This is a genomic window from Streptomyces sp., from assembly GCF_035563135.1.
Lineage (GTDB): Bacteria > Actinomycetota > Actinomycetes > Streptomycetales > Streptomycetaceae > Streptomyces.
The window spans coordinates 1-5838 of record NZ_DATMVN010000279.1; the positions used below are offsets into that span (position 1 = coordinate 1).

Genomic DNA, 5838 nt, shown 5'->3' on the forward strand with positions numbered 1-5838 from the left:
TCGTCGGCACCGGCACCGGCACCGGCACCGGCACCGGCACCAGCGGACACGACATCGCGCTGGACCTGGCCCGGCACGGCGAGCCATCATCGACGGGGACATCCGCGTCCTGCAGATGTCCGACGTCGACTCCTTCGTCGAGCGCGGCATCCGCCTGCGGGACGGCTCCGAGCGGGGCGTGGACGTCGTCGTCCTGGCGACGGGGTTCCAGAACCCGGCCATCGAGGCGGAGCGCGTCCTCGGCGCCGAGGTCGCGAGCAGGCTCGGACCGATCGGCGGCCTGGGCGAGGACGGCGAGATGCGGCACTTCTGCCGTCCCACGCCGCAGCGCAACCTCTGGTTCTCGATGGGGACGATCGCGGACGCGCGCCGGGCGTACTTCTGGCTGCCCGGTCAGATCAAGGCTCGCCTCGCCGGCCTGATCCCGGAGAGCGTGCGGGAGGACGACGGAACCGTGAGCGCCGTGGCGTGACGTCCGAGGCCGTGCGGGCGCCCCGGTCGCGGGACGACCGCACGGCCACGTCCTCCGCCGGCGTGGTCCGCGCGCTCGCGGGCCTCGCTGGGCGAGAAGCCGAACCGCGACGAGAACGCGCGCGAGAAGTGAGCCGGGGAGCTGAACCCCACGGCGGCCGCCACCTGGTGCACGGACCGACGTCTCCCCGGCTCCTCGAGCATGCGCCGCGCCCGGTCCAGGCGGATGCCGCGGAGCCACCCCTGCGGCGTCGCGCCCACCTGCTGGAAGATCTTGAACAGGTACCGTTCGGAGACGTTGACGGCCGCGGCGACCCTGTGCGGGGCGACCGCCTCGGGGTCGGCCATGTTCCTCGTCATGTACTCCCTTGCCTCGGCCAGCAGCGCCTCCATCGGATGGGTCTCGTGGCCGCGGCCCGTCCGTTCCCGCAGCGCGGTGACGGCGAGAGTCAGCGTGCTGGCCGCCGCCGAGAACGAGGCCTGGTCGGAACGGTCCTCGTCGTTCTGGCTCAGCGACAGCAACATGTGGGAGGCAACGCGCGCGATGCCGCGATCCGCGCTCACCGTGACGGCGGTGACGTGGCGCGCGTCGGGGAACTCCGAATCGACCAGCTCCCGCGGGATCTGGAACAGGGTCTGCCGCGTGCTGCCCTCGAACTCGAAGATGTAGGGCAGGGCCGTGTCGAACAGCAGGAAGTCGCCCGGCCGGGTCTGGGTCGCCACCCTGCCGTTCTGCATGAGCAGCGTGGCCCCCTCCCGGAGCACGGCCAGCTCGTAGAAGTCACCCGGGTTGCGCCGTACCGCGGACGGTGACCGGTGCACGCGGATGGGGTCAGCGGCGACCTCGTCGATCGCGCAGCCGCCGAAGTGCGTCCGGCGCAGACTGCCGGTGTACCCGGACGTGGGCGCTGATCGAGCCGATGCGTCCACGTCGGCGTAGAAGCGGATGAGCAGACTGTGCCAGTAGTCGAACTGCTCGCGGGCCGCTACCTGGTGGGTGGAGGCGGCGAGCGGGCCGGCCGCTCGGGGCGCTCGTTCCACGATGACCTCCTCGTCACTCGTGTCCTCACGTCACCGATGCCGACGGCGACGCGCCGTCGGTGGGTGGGTTCCACGGAGCGGGGCGGCGACGTGAGGCCGCGAGACTAGGCAGCCGACATCGGCCCGGCCTTGACCCTGCCTGCGCGGGCTCTTGACCGCGTGCGCACTCCCCGAGGAGTGCGCACGCGGTCAAGGCCACGGCGGCCGTCTGCCGGTGCCGATCAGGCGATGAGGAGCCCCTCGTACTGGTTGCTCGCGACCTTGTCGCAGATCTCGCGATAGGCGGGGACTCCGCCGACGTAGGGCATGAAGACGCGAGGCTTACCGGGGACGTTCGCGCCCATGTACCAGGAGGCAGCCTTCGGGAGCAGCGTCATCCCGGCGACCTCGTTGACGTGCTCCACCCACTGCGCCTCGGCCTCCGCCGTCGGCTCCACCGTGCTGGCTCCGCGGTCCCGGAGGGCGACCAGCAGGTCGCCCACGAACTGCACGTGCTGTTCGATGGAGTGCACCATGTTGCTGAACACCGAGGGGCTGCCGGGCCCGGTGATGAAGAACATGTTGGGGAAGCCCGCCGCCTGCAGCCCGAGATAGGTCACCGGACCGGCTGCCCAGTGCTCGGCGAGCGACCTGCCACCCCGCCCCCGGATGTCCATCGCCAGCAGTGCTCCGGTCATCGCGTCGAACCCGGTCGCGTAGACGATGTCGTCGACCTCGTAGAAGCCGTCGGCCGTGCGGATGCCGGTCTCCGTGATCTCCTCGATCGGCGACCGCTTCACGTCGACCAGCGCGACGTTCGGCTGGTTGAACATCTCGTAGAAGCCGGGGCCCACGACCAGCCGGCGGGCGCCCACCGGATAGTCCTGGCTGCTCAGCGCGTCCGCCGTCCCGGGATCCTTGACGATCTCGCGCACTCGGCCCTTGATGTAGCCGGCGAGCTTCGCGTTCGCCTCGGCGTCCACGATCAGGTCGGGGAAGGCCGCGAGAAGTGCCGCTCCGCCCGCCGCCCAGCGGCGGTCGAACTCGGCACGTACCTCCTCGTCCGGCAGCGACAGCGTCGGCTCCGGCCGGGTGGCGAAGTCGACGCCGAGGACCGCCTTGCGGGCGAGAGCGCGGCGCTCGGCGTACCGCCCCCGCTCGGCCGTGAGCACGTCGGGGTCCAGCGGCTCGTGAGCGGCCGGGACGACGTAGCTGGGCGTGCGCTGCACGACGTAGAGCTGGTCGGCCTGCTTGGCGATCTCGACCGACACCTGCACCCCCGATGACCCCGTCCCGATGACGGCGACGCGGCGGTCGGTGAACTCGACCTCCTCCTCGGGCCAGGCGCCGGTGTGGAGGCTCCGGCCGGCGAAGGTCTCCACGCCCGGGATGTCGGGCAGGCGCGGCGTCGACAGGGACCCGGTCGCCATGACCACGTGCCGCGCGCGGGCCAGCAGGCCGCTCGCGTCCGCGAGGACCCACGTCTGGTCGTCCTCGTCGAACCGTGCACCGGCGATCCGCGTGCGGAAGCTGATGTGCGGCCGGAGCTCGTACCGGTCGGTCACGTGGTCCAGGTAGCGCTGGATCTCGCGCTGCCCGGAGTACCGCTCCCGCCAGTTCCACTCCTGCTGCAGGTCTTCGTCGAACGAGTAGGAGTAGTCCAGGCTCTCGAAGTCGCACCGCGCGCCGGGGTAGCGGTTCCAGTACCAGGTGCCGCCGACCGCGGCACCGGCCTCGAACAGGTGTGCCGACATGCCTGCGGCACGCACGCGGTGCAGCATGAACAGGCCGGCGAAGCCGGCTCCGACGACCACGACGTCGTACCGGGGCAGGGTGTTCGTCTCCATGGTGTGCGCCTTCTGGTGTGTGGGGACCGCCGTCGCTCGGTGACGGCGGCAGGGGGACGGTGGACTGCGGCGGCCCGCTCCGAGCGGGCGCCGAGGGCACTACTTGCTGAAGTGGCTCCGGATGAAGCTGCCGCAGTGGCTGATGGCTTCTCGGCCCTCACCGAGGGCGAAGCTGAAGGCGGCGAACACGTGGACCAGGGACGGCCAGATCTCCAGGCTCGCCCGGACGTCGCACTCCGCGCCGCGAGCCGCGAGGCGGATGGCGTCGTCCAGGAGCACCTCGGCGGTCCCCACGTGGATCAGCATCGGCGGCAGGCCGCGCAGGTCGGCGCGCAGCGGGCTGGCCAGGGGATGGCCGGCGTCCTGTCCCGCCAGGTAGTCCCCGGCGCGCTGCCGCAGCCCCGCGGGGGTGAGCGACGGGTCGGCGGCGGCCCGGGTCTCCATCGAGGCGCCCGTACACGTGAGGTCCACCCATGGCGAGAGGAGCGTCAGCGAAGAGGGCAACGGGAGTCCCTGGTCACGTGCGGCGAGCAGCAAGGCCATCGCCAGCCCGCCGCCGGCGCTGTCTCCCGCGACGGCAAGGCCCCCGGGTTCGACACCCTCCTCCAGCAGAGCCCGGTAGGCGGCCACCGCGTCGTCGACCGCGGCCGGGAAGGGGTGCTCGGGGGCCAGCCGGTAGGCGGGGGCCACCCCGCGTACGCCGGCGGCTGACGCCACTCTGCTCCACAGCGCGCGGTAGCCCGTCGGAGAACCCGCGACGTACGCGCCGCCGTGGAAGTACAGGAGGGTCCGACCGAGATCCGCCCCCGGCTCGGTGGACTGCACGGTCGGCACACCGCCGAGGCTCACGTCCTGGAAGGTGATGCCCTCCTCCACCGGGAAGGTCGCCAGCATCCCGTCGAACGTCTCCCGGATCGCGGCCGGGTCGGCTTCGAAGTCCAGCGGGCCACCGCGCATCTGCTCGATCAGCAGACGGAGTTCCTCGGCACTCATCGATCACAGCTCCACTGGGTCTGGCAGGCGCATGCGGCAGGACCCAGCCGGTACTGCCACACGTCGGCCGGATGTCGGCCGTCGACGGTCAGGGTTGTCCACGTCACACACCGTGGCGTGCCTCACGGCGCATGGGTTGTTGACCGGAGCCGTACTGGCCTCCGGCTGCGGCGTCCGCCCCGACGCCCGTCCCGAGCGCCGCTGACCCTCGAACGGTCATGCGACCTGTGTCACACTCCTGTGAACGGATCGGCCGGGTCGCACGTCGATCCGTGCGGTGGCCGGCGGCAGAAGCGGTGCTGCCCGGCGTGCGTCGGTGCCCGGGCCCCTGCGGCGCCGCAGGGGCCACCGAGAGCAGGAGGTCACACCGACGTGAACGTCCAGCGGACGACGGCAGACGTCAGCCCGTCCCGTCGCTTCCAGTTCTGGCGCGAGGCGGTCTGCGACACATTCGTCGATCTCGAGCCGTCCCGGACCCGGCCCCGGGACGACGAGCCCTTCGCCGGAGAACTGGCCGGAGGGCAGATCGCCGATGTCCGCCTCTTCACGGTCACCGCGAGTCCTCATGAGTTCATCCGCACACCGGCGTTGATCCGGCGCACGGGCGGCGACTTCCTCTTCGTCAGCGTCCTCCTCGAGGGGAATGTGGTGTACGTCCAAGACGACCGCGTCGCCGATCTGGCCCAGCCCGGTCAGTTCGTGCTCTACGACAGCGCCAAGCCCTATCGAGTCGCCTTCCGGGACGAGTCGCGACAGCTCGTCGTCCGCATGCCCCGCGAGAAGTTCACCGGCCGGGCGGTCCGCACGGAGCGCCTGACCGCACTTGCCGTCTCCGCGGACGGTGGAGTCGGCGGGCTCGCCTCCGGGCTCCTCCAGTCGCTCAGCCGCGGGGTGCAGGACGTGGACCCCGATGTCACCCGACCGCTGCTGGACAACGTCTACTCGGTGCTCTCGGCAGCTCTCCTGACCCGCGCCGGCCTCGACCCCGCTCGGGGGGACCACCGAGCCGTGTACCTGCAGCGGGCCCGCCAGTACATCCGGCGGAACGCGGCCGACGCCTGGCTGACACCGCGAGAGGTCGCGCGCGCAGTCGGTGTCTCTGAGCGCTACCTCTACGCCCTCTTCAAGACCGAGGGGACGTCACCGGCCCGGGCCATCATGGATGAGCGACTGGCCCGGGCCCACGACGCCCTGGGGCAGCTTCGCCAGTCCTCCCGGACGATGGAGAGTCTTGCCCTCAGCCTCGGGTTCAAGCACGCGGCGCACTTCACCCGGGCGTTCAAGCGACGCTACGGCCTACCGCCCAGTGAGTACCGGGCCAGGCAGTCGGAGACTCCGTAGCGCCCCTGCCACCATCCGCGACGTGATCCGCCGTCCGGCGGCACGATCCACGACTGGCCCGCGTCGGCGGCCACCAGGGTTCTCACCGCCCCGCCCTCACAACATCGCCCCAGGATCCCCGCAGGCTGGGACCTGGGGCGTTCTCGCGTTCGGGCGCGGACGGCGC

Annotated in this window: 5 protein-coding genes; 2 read left to right on the forward strand and 3 right to left on the reverse strand. The window is 71.6% G+C overall.

The window, feature by feature from the left end; all coding sequences use genetic code 11:
• Nucleotides 1–472 (forward strand): hypothetical protein (locus tag VN520_RS12260; protein WP_325746915.1); only part of this gene is annotated, 472 nt, incomplete at its 5' end.
• Here VN520_RS12260 and VN520_RS12265 read toward each other — a convergent pair.
• The 3 genes from VN520_RS12265 to VN520_RS12275 all read right to left on the reverse strand — a co-directional run bounded on the left by VN520_RS12265 (nt 394) and on the right by VN520_RS12275 (nt 4331).
• Nucleotides 394–1512 carry a helix-turn-helix domain-containing protein gene (locus VN520_RS12265; RefSeq protein ID WP_325746916.1) on the reverse strand — a complete coding sequence of 373 codons (1119 nt, stop codon included), beginning with the start codon at nt 1510–1512 and terminating at the stop codon, nt 394–396. The genes VN520_RS12260 and VN520_RS12265 overlap by 79 nt on opposite strands.
• A gap of 221 nt (nt 1513–1733) precedes the next feature.
• Entirely contained in the window at nt 1734–3338 is a 1605-nt protein-coding gene (locus tag VN520_RS12270; protein WP_325746917.1) for an NAD(P)/FAD-dependent oxidoreductase, read from the reverse strand.
• A gap of 99 nt (nt 3339–3437) precedes the next feature.
• Nucleotides 3438–4331: an alpha/beta hydrolase fold domain-containing protein gene (locus VN520_RS12275; protein WP_325746918.1), complete on the reverse strand. Its 894-nt coding sequence runs from the start codon at nt 4329–4331 to the stop codon at nt 3438–3440.
• Between the two features lie 372 nt (nt 4332–4703).
• On the opposite strand from VN520_RS12275, the gene VN520_RS12280 reads away from it, so the two are divergent.
• Nucleotides 4704–5672: a helix-turn-helix domain-containing protein gene (locus VN520_RS12280; protein WP_325746919.1), complete on the forward strand. Its 969-nt coding sequence runs from the start codon at nt 4704–4706 to the stop codon at nt 5670–5672.
• The last annotated feature ends 166 nt before the right edge of the window (nt 5673–5838 follow it).

Bases quoted from the DNA above. Each gene is read 5' to 3' on its own strand.
- VN520_RS12270 (WP_325746917.1), bottom strand. From the start codon at position 3,338: ATGGAGACGAACACCCTGCCCCGGTACGACGTCGTGGTCGTCGGAGCC.
- VN520_RS12275 (WP_325746918.1), bottom strand. From the start codon at position 4,331: ATGAGTGCCGAGGAACTCCGTCTGCTGATCGAGCAGATGCGCGGTGGC.